General features: G+C 52.0%; 19 protein-coding genes. 16 read left to right on the top strand and 3 right to left on the bottom strand.

Annotated elements, in window-relative coordinates; all coding sequences use genetic code 11:
- Nucleotides 1–106: 106 nt before the first annotated feature.
- Nucleotides 107–637, bottom strand: coding sequence for a hypothetical protein (locus tag WFK81_RS08890; RefSeq protein WP_336786056.1), 531 nt, complete (start codon nt 635–637; stop codon nt 107–109).
- Nucleotides 638–898: 261 nt separating this feature from the next.
- Here WFK81_RS08890 and WFK81_RS08885 point away from each other — a divergent pair, with 261 nt between their 5' ends.
- The 5 genes from WFK81_RS08885 to coaD all read left to right on the top strand — a co-directional run bounded on the left by WFK81_RS08885 (nt 899) and on the right by coaD (nt 4860).
- The gene (locus WFK81_RS08885) at nt 899–1594 is read left to right on the top strand and encodes a response regulator transcription factor (protein WP_336786055.1); all 696 of its coding nucleotides are present in this window, start codon (nt 899–901) and stop codon (nt 1592–1594) included.
- On the top strand, nt 1587–2660 hold the full coding sequence (locus tag WFK81_RS08880; protein ID WP_336786054.1) for a sensor histidine kinase: 1074 nt from the start codon (nt 1587–1589) through the stop codon (nt 2658–2660). Before WFK81_RS08885 ends, WFK81_RS08880 begins: the two co-directional genes overlap by 8 nt.
- Before the next feature lie 133 nt (nt 2661–2793).
- Nucleotides 2794–3429 (top strand): YdhK family protein, encoded by a 636-nt coding sequence (locus tag WFK81_RS08875; RefSeq protein WP_336786053.1) that lies wholly within the window; start codon nt 2794–2796, stop codon nt 3427–3429.
- A gap of 341 nt (nt 3430–3770) precedes the next feature.
- A complete protein-coding gene (rsmD, locus tag WFK81_RS08870; protein ID WP_336786052.1) occupies nt 3771–4361 on the top strand; it encodes a 16S rRNA (guanine(966)-N(2))-methyltransferase RsmD in 591 nt (196 codons plus the stop codon).
- Nucleotides 4348–4860 carry a pantetheine-phosphate adenylyltransferase gene (gene coaD, locus WFK81_RS08865; protein ID WP_336786051.1) on the top strand — a complete coding sequence of 171 codons (513 nt, stop codon included), beginning with the start codon at nt 4348–4350 and terminating at the stop codon, nt 4858–4860. The genes rsmD and coaD overlap by 14 nt, the downstream gene beginning before the upstream one ends.
- Here coaD and WFK81_RS08860 read toward each other — a convergent pair whose 3' ends face one another.
- Nucleotides 4861–6093, bottom strand: coding sequence for a nucleoside recognition domain-containing protein (locus WFK81_RS08860; protein ID WP_336786050.1), 1233 nt, complete (start codon nt 6091–6093; stop codon nt 4861–4863). It lies immediately after the preceding gene.
- 125 nt (nt 6094–6218) lie between these two features.
- Here WFK81_RS08860 and WFK81_RS08855 point away from each other — a divergent pair, with 125 nt between their 5' ends.
- A complete protein-coding gene (locus WFK81_RS08855; protein WP_336786049.1) occupies nt 6219–7019 on the top strand; it encodes a S16 family serine protease in 801 nt (266 codons plus the stop codon).
- Here the strand turns inward: WFK81_RS08855 and WFK81_RS08850 are convergent.
- Nucleotides 7009–8256 carry a nucleotidyltransferase gene (locus WFK81_RS08850; protein ID WP_336786048.1) on the bottom strand — a complete coding sequence of 416 codons (1248 nt, stop codon included), beginning with the start codon at nt 8254–8256 and terminating at the stop codon, nt 7009–7011. The genes WFK81_RS08855 and WFK81_RS08850 overlap by 11 nt on opposite strands.
- A gap of 161 nt (nt 8257–8417) precedes the next feature.
- Here WFK81_RS08850 and WFK81_RS08845 point away from each other — a divergent pair, with 161 nt between their 5' ends.
- The 10 genes from WFK81_RS08845 to rnc all read left to right on the top strand — a co-directional run bounded on the left by WFK81_RS08845 (nt 8418) and on the right by rnc (nt 16071).
- Nucleotides 8418–8942, top strand: coding sequence for a YceD family protein (locus WFK81_RS08845; RefSeq protein WP_336786047.1), 525 nt, complete (start codon nt 8418–8420; stop codon nt 8940–8942).
- A 37-nt stretch (nt 8943–8979) separates the two neighbouring features.
- A complete protein-coding gene (rpmF, locus tag WFK81_RS08840; protein ID WP_015845071.1) occupies nt 8980–9153 on the top strand; it encodes a 50S ribosomal protein L32 in 174 nt (57 codons plus the stop codon).
- Nucleotides 9154–9331: 178 nt separating this feature from the next.
- A complete protein-coding gene (fapR, locus tag WFK81_RS08835) occupies nt 9332–9904 on the top strand; it encodes a transcription factor FapR (protein ID WP_015845070.1) in 573 nt (190 codons plus the stop codon).
- Between the two features lie 59 nt (nt 9905–9963).
- Nucleotides 9964–10956, top strand: coding sequence for a phosphate acyltransferase PlsX (plsX, locus tag WFK81_RS08830; RefSeq protein WP_336786046.1), 993 nt, complete (start codon nt 9964–9966; stop codon nt 10954–10956).
- Nucleotides 10956–11942: a beta-ketoacyl-ACP synthase III gene (locus WFK81_RS08825; RefSeq protein WP_336786457.1), complete on the top strand. Its 987-nt coding sequence runs from the start codon at nt 10956–10958 to the stop codon at nt 11940–11942. The genes plsX and WFK81_RS08825 overlap by 1 nt, the downstream gene beginning before the upstream one ends.
- Before the next feature lie 14 nt (nt 11943–11956).
- The gene (fabD, locus tag WFK81_RS08820) at nt 11957–12880 is read left to right on the top strand and encodes an ACP S-malonyltransferase (RefSeq protein ID WP_336786045.1); all 924 of its coding nucleotides are present in this window, start codon (nt 11957–11959) and stop codon (nt 12878–12880) included.
- A gap of 35 nt (nt 12881–12915) precedes the next feature.
- Nucleotides 12916–13665 carry a 3-oxoacyl-[acyl-carrier-protein] reductase gene (gene fabG / locus WFK81_RS08815; RefSeq protein ID WP_127495195.1) on the top strand — a complete coding sequence of 250 codons (750 nt, stop codon included), beginning with the start codon at nt 12916–12918 and terminating at the stop codon, nt 13663–13665.
- Nucleotides 13666–13759: 94 nt separating this feature from the next.
- On the top strand, nt 13760–13993 hold the full coding sequence (gene acpP, locus WFK81_RS08810) for an acyl carrier protein (protein WP_091181516.1): 234 nt from the start codon (nt 13760–13762) through the stop codon (nt 13991–13993).
- A gap of 151 nt (nt 13994–14144) precedes the next feature.
- Nucleotides 14145–15386, top strand: a complete 1242-nt coding sequence (gene fabF, locus WFK81_RS08805) for a beta-ketoacyl-ACP synthase II (RefSeq protein ID WP_336786044.1) — start codon at nt 14145–14147, stop codon at nt 15384–15386.
- Complete coding sequence (gene rnc / locus WFK81_RS08800) at nt 15376–16071, top strand: ribonuclease III (protein ID WP_015845063.1); 696 nt, start codon at nt 15376–15378, stop codon at nt 16069–16071. Before fabF ends, rnc begins: the two co-directional genes overlap by 11 nt.
- Nucleotides 16072–16148 lie beyond the last annotated feature (77 nt).

Raw genomic sequence — 16148 nt, 5'->3', positions numbered from 1 at the left:
AATCCCCTCATCATCATTTTTATTGCTTATGGCATGATATTCGTGACAAGCCGCAAGGTTACGATTATAGGTGCATGAAAAAAAGCGTTCCCGAAGGAACGCTTCTTTAGCTTACCGCCGCTTTCTCGTCGCTCTTGCGAAGGATAAACGTATAATAGCCGATATAATAAGCTACAAGCAGGAAGAAGGTTGCCGCGGTCAGCGGATCATTCGTATACTGCTGCATTTGGGCCGTTTCGTTGTTTAACGCCGGATTGATGGCGATTGAGCCTCCGGTGCCGAACATCTCGATGATCCGGAAGGCGATTCTTCCGATGAACAGCAGGACGACCAGCGTCTCGATGCCCACATGCGTACGGTAATACAACGTATCCTCGCGCTGTTCGAAGCGGCTGTGCTTGATTGCATAATAAGCGATGACCGCGCCGCAGGCGATACCGATGGCATCGGAAATGTAGATCGCGGGATGCGGGAAGCCGGAGGCCAGCAGCAGAACGCCAATGATGCTGAAGATACCGATGCGCATTTTCAGCCTGCCCGGATTGAAAGGCTGAAAACCTACCGAACGCCTCAAGCGCCGGTACACGACAAACAGAATAATGAGTAAGGGAACAATATAGCTGCCGATTTGGTTCATAGGACCGTAACCCCCCGTCTATTAAAAGTGGTACTGTAACTATATACCAAAATGAATGGATTTAGCAGTGGGGAAACAGCCTGTTTTACAAAAAAACGGACGCTCATTTCTAAGCGTTCTTTCACCATTAATCAATTCCGGCATTGACATACCCCAGGGGGGTATTGTACGGTAAGTTTCAGGTATGAGGTGATCATTCGAGGGCCGCATGCGTGAAGAGTAATGCGCTTGATGATCCTTCTTTTTAGGGGGTAAATAAGATTGAAAACGATTTTGGTCGTGGATGATGAAAGTAAAATTCGTGACGTTGTTGTGTCTTATCTGCAAAAAGAGGGCTTCAGGACGATGGAAGCTGCCTCGGGGAGCGAGGCACTAGAGGTGCTGCAACGCACTTCCGTACATCTTGTCATCCTGGATCTCATGCTTCCGGATATGGACGGGGAACAGGTCTGCCTGAGGATCAGGAAGATGAATTCAATGCCTATTCTGATGCTAACTGCCAAGGTCTCGGAAAACAATCGTATCAAGGGGTTGTCGGTCGGCGCTGACGATTATTTGACTAAACCGTTTGATCCTCGCGAGGTGATAGCCAGGGTCAGGGCAATCTTGCGCCGTACGGACGACAGTCAACTGCTTGCCGACCGCTTATCCTTTAACAACGGCCATTTGGAAATCGATTCGCTGAAACAAATGGTTTTGTGCCATGGGGAACCCATTAATCTGACACCGAATGAATATAAGCTGCTGCTTGCTTTAGCCAAATATCCACAGCGTCATTTCACTCGCGATGAATTGATTGATAAAGTGCTGGGTTATGCATTTGAAGGCGATATCCGCACAATAGATCAGCATGTAAAGAATATCCGTCATAAGATTGAACCGGATCCTAAAAAACCCCGGTATATCGTTACGGTCTACGGGTCTGGTTATCGTTTTTCAGGTGCGCAGCATGAATAAAAGGCTGCATACTCGTCTTGCGTTCATTATTATTGGTACGGCTGCGTGCATTTTACTTATCTCGACGTTAAGCGTGTTATTGGCAACTCATTACCATATTTCGATGTTCCATAACCAAGCAGAGGGGATGAACCATGATGCGTCCGGATTGGATTACCACTTAGAACAAGCTTTAATACAATCGATCATATGGACATTTGCCGGTTCCATCGTTCTTGCTGTCTTTGTAGGCTTTCATATTGCAAAACGAATATCGAAGCCGCTTGTGGACATGAAAAAGGCCGCCGAGCATATGACCAATGGGCAGCTCGATATGCGGATAGCGATCAGCGGGAATGATGAACTCGCTGAACTTGGGTTGTCGCTTAACGAACTGGCTGCTCAGCTTCATCGACAAGAGCGGCTCCGAGTGATCATGACCGAAGATATAGCCCATGAACTAAGGACTCCGCTAGCCACGCTTAAAAGTCATATGAGGGCTTTCGAGGATGGCATATGGGAACCAACGCCAGAGCGTATCCACGCTTGCTATGAAGAGATTGAACGTTTGACAAATATGGTAGCCGAACTGGAAGACTTGACTCAGTTGGATTCACCGGCATTTCAATTGGAACGAAAACAAGAAACCCTGAAAGCTTTAATTCAACAGGTAGTAGAGCTCCTTTCCGCTGCCTACCTTGAAAAAGAGGTGAAACTTTCGTTTCAATGCGATCCGCATATCCGAATATTTGTTGATCACAATCGCATGATTCAGATATTGGTCAATCTACTCAGCAATGCTCTGAAATTTACGCCTGCAAACGGACAGGTGCATGTAGAAGCCTTCGAAGAAGGGCGTGATGTGCTGATTCGTATACACGACACCGGAAGCGGGATTGAAACAGAAGATATACCTTATATTTTTGAAAGATTTTATCGGGGTGACAAGTCACGAAACCGAAGAACAGGCGGCAGCGGCTTAGGGTTATCCATAGTTAAGAAACTAGTCACCGCACATGGGGGACAAGTATGGGCGGACAACAAGGATGGGGCTGTCATTACGATCCGGCTTCCGAAAAAAATCTGATCTTTCCTAATATGGCTTTGGCACTCTACATCGGATCTTCACAAGTACAGGTTACACTTGTTATATGAATTGCGGAGTCCATAATACTCTAGCAGATCTGTGCTATTGATTATCTCTGGGAGGCTAGGTCAGAATGAAAAGAACATGGATATTGATCATTGTCGTTGTAATGATTGCCGTATTTAGTGCATGCGGAAAAAACGCCGGGGATGCGAACAATGCGTCGAACGGTAACAAGCAGGCCGAGAATTCCAATAGGGAACATTCCGAAATGAACCATTCCGGTTCCGGTAAAGTACCCGCCGGTTTAAAAGAAGAAACAAACCCTGCTTATAAACCTGGAAGTCAGGCTGTGATACAAGATGATCATATGCCCGGGATGAAAGGTGCAATAGCAACGATTGTTGGCGCTTATAAGACAACAGCGTACACAGTGGATTACACGCCAGCAAACGGCGGGGAAAAAGTAAGCGGTCATAAATGGGTCATTCAACAAGAAATTAAAGACGCCGGAGAAAAAGAACTGCAACCAGGTGCGCAAGTTATACTTGATGCTGATCATATGCCTGGCATGATGGGGGCAACAGCTGAGATTGTGTCTGCTGAGCAAACGACCGTATACATGGTTGATTACACACCAACTAATGGCGGGGCTCCGGTGAAAAATCATATGTGGGTAACGGAAAGCGAATTGTCTCCGACAGAATCAAAGTCGACTAGCGATAATAGCAACAACAATGCTGGCGACATGCAGGGAATGAACCGCTAATTAGCTTTATACGTTACGTACAGCAGCCGACAGTGTAGGCTGCTGTTTTTTTTAGTGTTCAAAATAGTATTCAAAAAAAATCGGACGCTCATTTCTGAGCGTCCTTTCATGGGAGAGGAGAAACCGGACGAAGAGCTTATGGGGAAACGTAAGTCTTCTCCGCGGTTGTCTACGGCATCTTCCGACGCCGATGATTTTATCTTGTCCGGTTTGTGGGCGATTATACATTTTACGCCAAAAAAAATATTAAGAGCTCCCGGCATCCTCATGAGGTGCCTTTATAATCCAAGGGAAAGTGTGGTACGATAGGCAACGATAGTAGAGGAAGGGAGCAATAAGCAGTGAGAGTCATTGCGGGAGCGGCAAAAGGCCGCACGCTGAAGGCGGTGCCAGGCATGAATACTCGCCCGACGACCGATAAGGTGAAGGAAGCGATATTCAGCATGATTGGGCCGTTTTTCGACGGTGGACTGGCACTTGATTTATTCGCCGGCACCGGCGGGCTCGGTATTGAAGCTTGGAGCAGAGGCATCGAGCGGACGATCTTTATCGACCGGGAAAAAATAAGCATTGATATTATTAAATTAAATACCGAAGCGGCAGGAATGGGACGGCATGCGGAAATTTACCGCAACGACGCGGAGCGCGCGCTGAAGCTGCTGGAGAAGCGGGGGATCGCGTTCTCTCTCGTCTTCCTAGACCCGCCTTACCGCTTGACCCATATGGACGAGCTGATGGCCGATCTCGCTCAGCGGTCGCTGCTGGAGGATGGGGCGACCATTGTGGTGGAGCATGATTCCGGGCATGAGTATCCGGACGAGATGGAGCATTTTAGTTTGCTTAAGAAACAAAAATATGGCGATACGGCAGTTACAATCTACCGATATTCGCCCGGCAGCGCAGACGGAGGAACAAGCCATGCAGATGAATGAGAACGGACGAGTAGCGGTTTACCCTGGGAGCTTCGATCCTCCGACATTGGGACATCTCGATATTATCCGCCGATCGGCCAAGCAATTCGACCACGTCATCGTGGCGGTGCTGAACAATACAAGCAAAAGCCCGTTGTTTACGCTCGACGAGCGGAAGGAGATGCTTCGCGAAATAACGGCCGATATTCCGAACGTATCGATCGACAGCTTCCGCGATCTGCTCGTGCGGTTCATGAAATCGCGCCGGGCCAGCGTTATTGTCCGCGGTATCCGTTCGGTGACGGACTTCGAGTACGAACTGACGCTAGCTTCGACGAATCAATTGTTGGATCAAGAGATCGAGACGATCTTTATGATGACGAACCCGAAATATTCGTATCTAAGCTCCAGCATTGTGAAAGAAATCGCGATGTTTGGCGGACCGGTTCATGAGCTTGTTCCGGCTCCCATCGAGACTCGTCTCGTAGAAAAATATAACGCGAAGCGGTCAAACAGCTAACTAGCGCTTCTTCAGGTCGGGAGTGCGGGGTGCGGCTGCCCGCAACAGCAGCAACGAAATAGCAAGAACGGCGACGGCCGTCAGCGCATACGGCCACAGCGAGGGGAGGCCAAGTGCGGTGACGGCCTCGTATGCGTTGGAAGGGCGCTGCCAGTGAGCGCCATCCTGCAGCATGGCTGCCGTTGCGCCGGTCAGCCGGCTTGGCAGCATTGCAAGAACTGCCTGCGCGGGTTTCCACAGCAGCAAAGCGAGCGCACCGGCATGCAGCGCATGCAGCAGTCTGACGCCGATGAGCGGCAGCAGCTTCAAATCCGTGCCGGTAATGGCATAGCCGGACTGCAGCAGCGCGCTTAAACCGCTCCAGGCAAGGATTGCCGCGACCGCAGCAGCGCTTATAGCGGTGGTGATGCCGGGACCTTGCCATACGGCAGCCCCATAGGCGCCGATATGACTCTCGAGCAAAGCAGGCAGCACTAACTCGGCGATACCGCTTGGCAGAGCGAATTGGATGAGCGGCAATGCCAGCCGGGCTGCGACGGAAGCGAAAATCATAAAGCCGCCGACAACCAGCAGCTTTTGAACGCCGGAAGAGACCGCATCGCCAAGTACCTTGCCGAAGCCGCGGCCGTCACGATCTCGGCTTGTCGTTATCGCTTGTGCCACGTTTTCCATCAATCCTCGGGGTGCAACGGCCGCATGAGGGGTATCTGGCGGATGCCACGGAGACTTCCGCCGGCTAAACAGCGAGAGCCATCCCGCCGTACAAAGCGCGGAGAGCCAGACCATAAGAGCGATAAATAAACCAAGCTCCGGCCGATGAAAGAAGCCTGCTCCAATGACAACCAGCATAAAAAGCGGGCTCGGCATATGGGACAAGGCGAGCAGTCTTTGTCCTTCGCGTTTGGTAACGAGCCGATCGCGGCGAAGTGCGGCCGTCGCTTCCGCACCTGCCTGATGCCCGGACAGCCATCCAAAAAGCAGCGGCAGCGCAGCTTCGCCGGGCAGCTTGAACAAGCCCCGCATCAGAGGACGAAGGAGAGCGCCAATTCCGTGAATAAGGCCGAAGGCGGCGATTAATTCAAACAAGACAAGGAAGGGCAGCAGACCGGGGAAAACGATATTCCACCAGATAGTCAGCCCCTGAAGGGAAGCCTGGAACGCTTCATCCGGCTGACGTATGATAGCGGCAACCATCAGAATCGAAATTGCCGCATACATAATCGTTCGTGCCATATCTATCAACTCCATTGGGATTAGGATCATCGATTACGCAAGAGGCCCGGACGAACCGGGGTCTGTTCCATTGTACGCTCGTCTAGGGCGGGATAGACCAAGCCCTTGCGGGAAGGGAGGCTTCAATGAGCAAGTTCAGGCTGAACGGCAGGATGAGGCAGGCGGCCGGGATTTTTTTGATTGCCGTTATACTGTGGGTCATTGTGTATGCTCCGACACCGCTTGTTGTCTATGAGCCTGGTCTAACGTTCGAGACCGCGCCGTTAGTCCAGCAAAGCGGTCGGGGCGCAGGAATCCGGCAGACCGATTCCGGGACGGACAAGCGGGGCGTTTTCCTGGTTACGACCGTCAAGTTAAGCGATGCGAAGTATTGGCAGGCGATTCAAGCAATCGGGAATAAAGACTTTCAAATATTGAGCAAGGGCTCGGTAATGAAAGGGCTGTCGGAGAAGGATTATATGGCGCAGGTATCCAAGGACATGCTTGCATCCCAGAACCTTGCGGTGGAGGCTGCTTACCGCTATGCGGATATTCCGTACAAAATAACGTCTGTCGGGCCTCAGCCGGACGATGACAGCAAGAAAATTAAGATCGCGGCCAGTAACGTTGGAGGACCGTCTGCCGGTCTAATGTTTGCGCTGCAGTCTCTTAATCTTCTATTGGATGAGGACTTTACCCGGGGGTTCAGAATCGCGGGAACGGGAACGATCGATAAAGACGGGAACGTGGGAGCAATCGGCGGGATTTCCTTGAAAATCGTTGCGGCGGACCATGCGGGGGCGGAGCTGTTCCTTGCTCCTAAAGATAACTATACGGAGGCTGCGGCCAAAGCGAAGGAGCTTCGCAGCGAGATGAAGGTTGTTCCCGTCACCTCGCTGGGCTCAGCAATTGCGGCAATACAGGATGAAGCAGGCATCAACCGATAATAACAGGCCTGTCCGTAAAATCGCGGTACATCGCTGCCGCCGATTCATGTCCGGGCTGACCCAGCATATAGACGGCCGAAGCTTGCGTATCCAGCTCGAGGTATCTGGACTCAACTGGAGCTCTGGCAGCGCTTAGCAGGACGGGAAGCTTCGCTTCCTTCTTCATCCGGCGCAGTAGCTCCCGTCCTTTGCTTGTGAAGCCAAGGACGCGGATATATTGCACGCCGGAAGCCAGTTTTTCCGGCGTGAAATCTTCTTTCTTGTGATGGAGCAGAATAGAAAGAAGGGAGCGCTGCAACTTGGTCCGCGTGTAGCGTTTCGTCTTAAGGACATCAAGCAGCGGTTCAAATCCGGTATGGGCAAGCCTTGGAAGCGCCTGAAGAAGTCTGTATTCGAGCCCTTCCGTCATTTCCCGGTAACCGGCAAGCTGCTCAGGCGTATGGGTAACGGCGGCATGGAGCAGCTGTTGAACGAAATTCGCCCAGCTTACAGGGCTTCTTCCGGAGGACCATTCCCTCCGCATCACATCAAAAGTACCGGCAGGCACCAGCGTCCTGCTCGCTTCAAGCTCGCCGCCTTCCAACAGCAGCTTGCGGATCGCGGTGGCGCTTGCTATCGCGCTGTCGGTAACCGTCGTTTGCCCGTACTCGGATTTTTCCCGGCGGATCGTGTAGGGCAGCATCCGCCCGCCAATCCGTTCCAGCGCGATTAAATAATGAAGCCCCAGCGTATGGTTCGGCTGGGCGAAAGGAAAACCAGCCGCATCCGTGCGGCCGACCGAAGCAAGATAAGTGGCTATTGCGGAGCTGTAGGCGCTAGGATAGCTGCTTCCGTTCTCCAAGGCTTCCCTAAGCAGATCTTGAAAGGCCGGCGGCTCGTGAGCAACAAGCTTGGCCGCTTCATGCAGCACTTCGATCTCGCCGCTTTCCGTACCGAAGCAAAAAGCGTCTACGACGCCTGCCGCCTCCAGAATGGAGACAGCCCCGTAAGCGAACCATTCGGCTGCTTGCGTAGCGTACGCAACCGGCAGCTCCAGGACCAGATCGCAGCCGCCGCGCAGCGCCGCTTCCGTCCTGGCCCATTTATCCATGACGGCCGGTTCTCCGCGCTGCAGAAAATGCCCGCTCATAACGGCTACAACGGCGTCGGCTTGTGCTATTTTGACCGATTCGCGCAAATGATATTGATGACCGTTGTGAAATGGGTTATACTCAACAATTAGTCCTACCGTTCGCAATCTGACATCTCCTTATTTCGGATGGATATATGTCCCATCATAGCACATGGCCATCTATTTATTCACGAAATAACACGAGAAAAGATGAAAAACAGTGTGAAAATGTTGACAAAACCGCTCGATAATAGATATAATAATTTTTGTTTGTTTGGGGTGATCACATGCAGTTTCATGTACAAGAAACGATGTCCAAAGGCATTAAGGCAAAGATTGATGAGAATCTGGATGTGTCGGCGTTATTCAAAGACAGATCGGATGTCATCAGTCACGGTCCGCTTCATGTGTCGCTTCAGGTAACGGGCAATGAAGGCTCGATTACGGTCGAAGGCGAATTGACCATTGATTGGGAGCTCGCCTGCTCAAGATGTCTTGACCCCGTGAAGCTTCATACCGTTATCCCTGTGTCCGACCAGTTCAAGCCGGCGTCCGAAAAGGACGGGGAAGAAACCGAAGAGGACGAGGATGACGACGTTATTGCCGTAACAGGGGACAGGCTGGATTTGAAGCCTTATGTGGAAGAAGTGCTTCAGCTGTTCATGCCGTTCGCTCCGTTATGCAGTAAGGATTGCAAAGGACTGTGCCAGAATTGCGGACAGAACTTAAATGAACAAAAATGCGGCTGCTCTACCGAGAGAATTGACCCTCGTATGGCAGTGCTCAAGGATTTATTCAAAGACGAACAATAAAGCATTACTGATTGATTCTGTGAAGGAGGTGGGAAACATGGCAGTACCTCAAAGAAGAACATCCAAAACTCGCCGCGACAAACGTCGTACGCATTTCAAACTGGCGGTACCAGGTATGGTAAAATGCGAGCAATGTGGAGAGCTGAAACTTGGCCACCACGTATGCAAAGTGTGCGGATATTACAAAACGAAAGAGATTATTTCCCAATAATCTCGGGGTTTCCCACAATAGCACTTCATTACGATGAGGTGCTATTTTTTTGTGTCCGTTGCCTACATACTCTTTTTTTTATATACTTTATTAGTACCAGGTTATAATATCAGCCATTATTCGAGTAAAATCAGACAAGGGTCACAATACTGTTAAGGTGGTGCCGAAGATCGAACGAATGCCTAAGCGACAGCGGCATCAGCTGCTCGCGCAATTAATTGACGAAAATCCGTTTATGACGGACCGGGAGCTGACGAGACATTTGAAAGTCAGCATTCAGACCATAAGGCTTGACCGGATGGAACTGGGCATTCCCGAGCTGCGCGAGCGGATGAAGCTGATGGCTGAGCGTTCTTACGATTCCGTTCAGTCCTTGCCGCTGCACGAAGTGATTGGTGACATCGTAGATCTGCAGCTGGACAAAAGCGGGATCTCGATATTCGAAATTCGAGAAGAGCATGTTTTCTCGCGTACGGGGATTGCCCGGGGCCATCATGTATTTGCCCAGGCGAACTCGCTGGCTGTTGCTGTTATTGAAGAGAAAATCGCTCTGACGGTCACGGCGGACATCCGCTTTATCAGACCGGTGAAGCTGGGCGAGAAGTGCATTGCTAAAGCTTATGTACGTTCGATATCCGGCGAGCGCCACAAGTCGAAGGTGGAGCTCTTTACCTATGTCGGGGATGAAATGGTGTTCCAAGGGAACTTCGTCATTTACCGGTCGGCTGGTGAAGGAGAGAACGAGGCATAGGCTTTTATGTTAGCGCTTTGCCTTTCTTGCGAGGCAGAGCGTCTGGGAGGTAAAAAAACATGCGGATCGCCATAGATGCGATGGGAGGCGACCACGCCCCTGGACTTATTGTGCAGGGCGTGCTGGGAGCTGCGGCGGAGTGGCCGGACACGGAATTGGTTCTTGTTGGAGATACGGCGGCAGTCGAGCCGCTGCTAAAAGGACAGAAACCGGCCAATGTGACGTTATGCCATACCGATGAGGTGATCGGTCCGGATGAAGAACCGGTCAAAGCGGTTCGCCGAAAAAAAGGCTCGTCCATGGTCGTTGCCGGCCAATTGGTACGCGAGAAACGCGCCGATGCGATGATTTCCGCGGGCAACACCGGAGCATTGATGACCACCGGACTGCTCGTGGTAGGCAGACTGGACGGAATCGAGCGTCCCGCGCTTGCGCCAATGCTTCCGACAATGGACGATGTAGGAGTTCTAGCGCTTGATCTTGGTGCCAATATGGACGCCAAGCCGGAGCATTTGCTCCAATACGCTATCATGGGCAGTATTTATCGTGCAAAGGTGCATGGTTTTGACAACCCTCGCGTAGGCCTTTTGAATGTCGGTACAGAAGAGCGAAAAGGCAATGAGCTGACGAAAGCGGCTTATGATCTGCTCGAGCAGGCACCGATCAATTTTATCGGCAACGTTGAGGCGCGGGACTTGCTTAATCGCAGCTGTGACATTCTCATTTGTGATGGTTTCGCGGGGAATATTATGCTTAAAGCGATGGAGGGGACAGCGGGATCGCTGATGACATTCCTGAAAGATGCTTTTGGCGAGACCCTTATGACGAAGCTTGCGGCAGCGATTATGATGCCGAGACTTCGCGCGTTGCGTAAAAAGATGGATTACAAGGAGCATGGGAGCGCTCCGCTGCTTGGCTTGAACGGACTAGTGATGAAATGTCACGGTTCCTCGGATGCTAAGGCTGTGAAAAATGCGATCCGGCAGGCCCGGACGGCTATCAAAGCCCAGCTTACGGAGTCTATAGCCGCGGAAATAGGCGGGAGGTCATGATGAAATTGCATCCTGTTGGCATTATTGGTACGGGCAAATACGTTCCCGACCGGATTTTATCCAATCAAGAACTTGAGCAAATGGTGGAAACCAACGATGAATGGATCGTAACGCGCACGGGTATCCGCGAACGCCGTCTGGCGGCAGCGGAGCAGGCGACATCCGATCTGGCTTATCAAGCATCGCTGAAAGCAATCAAAGCGGCGGGTATTACCATTGAAGACATTGACCTGATTATCGTATCGACAATTACGCCGGATACGTTCTTCCCTTCAACGGCATGCCTGCTGCAAGAAAAGCTTGGAGCGAAAAAAGCGGCTGCATTTGATTTGTCGGCGGCCTGCTCCGGATTTATATACGGTCTGGCAACCGCTTCGAATATGATCGCTACCGGCATGTACAAGCATGTCCTTGTTGTCGGGGCGGAAACCTTGTCCCGGATTACGGATTATACGGACCGCAATACGTGCATCTTGTTTGGCGACGGCGCAGGTGCCGTTGTGCTCGGACAAGTAGAGGAAGGACGAGGCTTCAAGTCGTTCGAGCTTGGCGCTGACGGCGGCGGCGGAGATCTCTTGAAAGTGAGCGGCGGCGGTTCGCGTATGCCTTCAACGGCGGAAAGCGTTGCGTCGAAGAAGCATTACATTCATATGGCCGGCAATGAAGTGTTTAAATTCGCGGTGCGCATTATGGGCAATGCGGCGGAGGAAGCTCTTCGCAAAGCCGGGATGAGCAAAGAGGATATCAATCTGCTTGTACCTCACCAAGCCAATGTCCGTATCATTCAATCGGCTCTTAACCGACTCGACCTGTCGGAAGAAAAGTGTATGGTTAACTTGGACAAATACGGCAATATGTCCGCTGCATCGATTCCGGTTGCGCTGGCTGAAGCTGTAGAGCAGGGAAGAGTTAACGCTGGGGACTGCCTTGTGTTCGTTGGCTTCGGAGGAGGCCTCACCTGGGGCGCTTCCGTATTGATCTGGTAATGGAGGGAATTCGTTTGAGCAAAACTGCATTTGTGTTTCCCGGCCAAGGCGCTCAAGCCGTTGGCATGGGCAAAGACGCGTACGAAGCGTTTGAAAGCTCCCGCGCTGTCTTCGAGCAAGCGGATGAAGCACTGGGCTTCAAGCTGAGCGATATTATTTTCAACGGTCCTGACGATGTGCTGAAGCAGACGGTTAATACGCAGCCGGCACTTCTGACGGTAAGTGTTGCCTTGCTGAAGACACTTGAAAGCCGCGGACTCAAGGCCGATTATGTAGCCGGTCACAGCCTTGGCGAGTACAGCGCGCTGGTTGCTGCAGGCGTACTCGGCTTTGAAGATGCGGTCCGCACGGTTCGCGCGCGCGGCGAGTTCATGGAGCAGGCTGTTCCTAGCGGACAGGGCGCAATGGCTGCCGTGCTTGGAGCGGAACGCGGCGTTCTTGCCGAATTATGTTCGAAGATCACGGAAGAAGGAAATACGGTTGAACTGGCGAATGTTAACTGTCCGGGACAAATCGTTGTTTCGGGTTCCGCAGCCGGCGTTCAAGCGGTTGTTGAGCGGGGCAAGGAAGAAGCGGGCGCGAAGCGCGTCATTCCGCTGGAAGTAAGCGGCCCGTTCCATTCCTCGCTGATGAAGCCGGCAGCCGAGAAGCTGTCCGGCGTTTTGTCGGAAGTGTCGATGAACGATGCGGCTATTCCGGTGGTGGCGAACGTCACGGCTGCACCGGTGACGGAAGCGGCCTCGATTCGCAATCTTCTGGTTGAGCAGGTTTATTCCCCTGTATTATGGGAAGATACCGTCCGTTATTTGGCTGAACAAGGCGTGGATACTTTCGTTGAGATCGGTTCGGGCACCGTGCTTGCGGGTTTGATCAAGAAAGTCGACAAAAATCTGCGCGTCATCTCGGTAAACAGCATTGCTGCACTCGAAACACTGTAGCATCGTGCTCATGCAAAACTTGGAGGAGGTATACCATGTTTGCTAGTCTTGAAGGCAAAAAAGCGCTTGTAACGGGCGCATCCCGCGGTATCGGCCGTGCTATTGCCGTTGCGCTTGCGGAAGCCGGCGCCGATGTAGCGATCAACTACTCGGGCAGCGAGGCTGCTGCGGCGGAGACGGCCAAAGCGGTTGAAGCGTTTGGCCGCCGCGCTATCATTCTGAAAGCGAACGTTGGCAAAACCGACGAATTCGAAGCCATGGTCAAAGAAGTTGTTGATCAATTCGGTTCAATCGATATTTTGGTGAATAACGCAGGCATTACAAGAGATAATTTAATTATGCGTATGAAAGAAGAGGAATTTGACCAAGTTATTGAGACGAACTTGAAGGGTGTCTTTAACGGGATCAAAGCGGTTACGCGGCCAATGATGAAGCAGCGTGCCGGACGCATTATTAATATCTCTTCGGTAGTGGGCGTGCTCGGAAATCCGGGTCAGGCGAACTATGTCGCGGCGAAAGCAGGCGTTATCGGCCTCACGAAGTCGAGCGCGCGCGAGCTTGCATCCCGCGGCATTACCGTAAATTGCATTGCTCCAGGCTTTATTCAAACGGATATGACGGACAAGCTGTCCTCCGAGATGAAGGAATCGCTTTCTTCGCAAATTCCTCTTGCGCGCCTTGGCGCAGCCGAGGATATTGCGGCAGCGGTACGCTTTCTCGCATCCGATGCTGCTTCCTATATGACAGGTCAAACCGTCCATATTGACGGCGGCATGTACATGTAAGATAGCATCACGCCGCAATGACCGGAAATGCAACGGTTATGTATGGCGTTTTGTCTTAAATTCTCGTATAATACCCTAGGAGGAGGTGAATCGGATGTCCGAAGTAGTAGAACGTGTAAAACGTATCGTCGTCGACAGACTTGGCGTAGACGAAGCGGAAGTCACGCTGGAAGCTTCCTTCAAAGATGACCTCGGCGCTGACTCTCTTGATGTCGTTGAGTTGGTCATGGAACTGGAAGACGAGTTTGATATGGAGATCTCTGATGAAGATGCAGAGACCATCACCACGGTGGGAGAAGTAGTCAATTACATACAATCTCATACGTAAGGAAACAAGGGTCCCGTTGTAATAGACGGGACTTCTCTCCATCTGAGGCACGGAATCATTGATGACATTATGAATGAGCTTGTACGCTTTTTATTATAGAAGATGTGACGCACGCATCTAAATTGCAGTCCACTTTGAGGTGAATCTTACAATGAAACAAAGAGTTGTCGTTACCGGCATGGGGGTCATTACCTCGCTCGGAGCAGACCTGGAACAGTTTTGGGGTAATTTGATGGAAGGGAAATCGGGCGTATCGCATATCGAAGCGTTCGACGTATCCGAATATCCGACTCAAATTGCCGCTGAAGTAAAGGACTTCAATCCGGAAGATTACAATCTTGATAAAAAAGAAGCGCGCCGCATGGACCGTTTCGTCCAATTCGCGTCCGTTGCCAGCTTAAACGCGGTTAAAGACGCCGGCCTTGAGATCGGCTCCAATGTCGATCCCGAGCGTGTAGGCGTTATCGTGGGCTCCGGAATCGGCGGTCTCGGAACTTGGGAGGACCAGCATAACATTCTGCTTGAGAAGGGTCCTAAGCGCGTAAGCCCGTTCTTCATTCCGATGATGATCGCGAACATGGCATCCGGACAAGTCTCGATGCTGACCGGCGCGAAAGGCCCGAACAGCACGGCGGTTACCGCTTGCGCGACGGGTACCCACTCGATCGGCGATTCGTTCAAGATGATTCAGCGCGGCGATGCCGACGTCATGATCTGCGGCGGCGCGGAAGCAACGATCCGTCCTACGGGTCTTGCGGGCTTCTGTTCGATGCGCGCGATGTCCGTGCGCAACGACGAGCCGGAGAAAGCAAGCCGTCCGTTCGATATCGGCCGCGACGGGTTCGTCATGGGCGAAGGGGCGGGCGTTCTGATTCTTGAATCGCTCGAGCATGCTCAAAAACGCGGCGCTCAAATCTACGCGGAAGTTATCGGCTACGGCATGAGCGGCGATGCTCATCACATGACGGAGCCGGATCCGGACGGAGCCGCACGCTGCATGACGAAAGCGTTGCGCGATGCGGGAATTGCGCCTGAAGCGATTGATTATATCAACGCACACGGTACTTCCACGCCGGTAGGCGACCGTTCCGAAACAAGCGCGATCAAAAAAGCGTTTGGCGACCATGCTTATAAGCTAGCAGTCAGCTCGACAAAATCGATGACCGGCCATCTGCTCGGCGCTGCCGGCGGCGTAGAAGCCGTTATTCTGGGCCTTACGCTCAAGAACGGCATTATTGCTCCAACCATTAACCTGGAGAATCAAGATCCTGAGCTTGACCTGGATTACGTGCCGAATACGCCGCGTAAAGCGGATGTCAGAACGGCGCTGTCCAACTCGTTCGGCTTCGGCGGTCATAACGCGACGATCGTGATGAAAGTCTATGAAGCGTGATTCCATTAACGAGCTGCAGACCCGTCTGCAGCTTCGCTTCAAACAGCTCAAGCTGCTGAAGCAGGCTTTTACGCATACTTCTTATGTCAATGAACATAAGCATGGGACGATCGAGCATAACGAACGCCTGGAGTTTCTGGGCGATGCCGTTCTGCAACTGCTCGTATCGGAATATTTGTTTGCGGCGTATCCGAACCGGCCGGAAGGCGAGCTGACCCGTATGCGCGCGTCTGTCGTTTGCGAGCCGTCGTTGGCCCAATTCGCGGAGCGGCTGGAGCTTGGCGCCCATATTCAGCTTGGCAGAGGCGAAGAGCAGCTTGGAGGAAGACAGCGTCCCGCGCTGCTCGCCGATTTGTTCGAAGCCTTTGTTGGAGCGATATTCCTTGATGCCGGTATCGAACGGACAAGAGCCTTTCTCGAGACGCATATGTTCCCTTACATTGAATCCAATGACTACGGCCTGCTTGTGAAGGATTTCAAGTCCAAGCTGCAGGAGCGCGCCCAGCACAAAGGGCTTGGAGCCGTAGAATACCGGATTATGGAAGAGCGTGGACCTGCCCATGACCGCGAGTTTGTCGTCGAGGTTTGCATCGGCGAAATTCCTTACGGTAACGGCAGCGGCAGAACGAAGAAGGAAGCGGAGCAGCGTGCTGCGGCAGTTGCTTGGCAATCGCTAACGGAATAATGGAATAAGCCTGTTGCGGACTCAAGTAAGGGATCTGCGGCAGGCTTTTTTTAATTCGCGCTTCGCTGCCTAAAGGA

This window comes from Paenibacillus sp. MMO-177, from assembly GCF_037147795.1.
GTDB lineage: Bacteria > Bacillota > Bacilli > Paenibacillales > Paenibacillaceae > Pristimantibacillus.
The sequence above is the reverse complement of the archived record's forward strand: the minus strand, read 5'-3'. Positions and strand labels throughout refer to the sequence as shown.